This is a genomic window from Mesorhizobium sp. M7A.F.Ca.CA.001.10.2.1 (assembly GCF_003998575.1).
Classification (GTDB): Bacteria; Pseudomonadota; Alphaproteobacteria; order Rhizobiales; family Rhizobiaceae; genus Mesorhizobium.
Genome location: NZ_RZQY01001179.1, coordinates 1 through 815 on the forward strand (window position 1 = coordinate 1; position 815 = coordinate 815).

Sequence of the window (815 nt, forward strand, 5' to 3'; positions counted from 1 at the left end):
CGCCGGAATCGACCGTGACATCGCCGGCGAGGCTGGCGTCGCCATGGCTGGCGTCGCCCACCACCAGCGTTCCCATGTCGACGGTGGTCAGGCCCGCATAGCTGTTCTGTCCGTTGAGCGTCAGCTTGCCCGTGCCGGTCTTGGTCAGGGAGCCGTTTCCGGAAATGGTGCCGCCGATGACGTCGTCATGGCCGAGCGAGCCGAGCGAAAGCTGTGGCGCCAGCTGTGAATCGTCGATTTGTATGGCCCCGTCGCCCGACAGCGAGCCGACATCGAGCACGGAGTCCTGATCCCGGAAGCGCACCAGCACGCTGCCGCCGGCGCCGTTGAGGATGGTTGCGTTCGCCGCCTGCGAGGCCTGCTGGAAATCGAGCGTGCCGCCGGCCTCGTTGACCAGCGTTGCCGTTCCTCCGTCCGAATGTCCGTAAAAAGTGGTCGAGCCGCCATTCCGGTTGGTTATCGTGGCTTCTCCGGCGGAGGAAAATTCATTGCTCGAATAATCGTCGTCGAAGGTCGTCCTGCTGAAATAATACGGTACGCCCAGGCCGTCATTGACGATGGTCGCGTTGGCGGCGCTTGCCCCCGTGAAGGCGACGAAGCCGCCGCCCTGGTTGGTGATGCTGGCCGTGCCGGCATCGGTTCCGGTGCCGAAATTGAGCCCGCCATAGCCGTCCTGCGCCAGGACGATGGTGGCCGCGCCGGCGGTCGCATTGCCCTGGAAGTTGAGGTCGCCCCGGCCGACGGTGATCGAGAGGTCCTGGGCGCTGACTGGATAGGCGGCGTCGTTGCCCGAGAAATAGAGCCTGGCCCAGCCC

Annotated in this window: 1 protein-coding gene; it reads right to left on the bottom strand. The window is 65.4% G+C overall.

The window, feature by feature from the left end:
- Window positions 1-815: autotransporter-associated beta strand repeat-containing protein (locus tag EN964_RS35985; RefSeq protein ID WP_206528836.1), on the bottom strand; the 815-nt coding region annotated here is incomplete at both ends.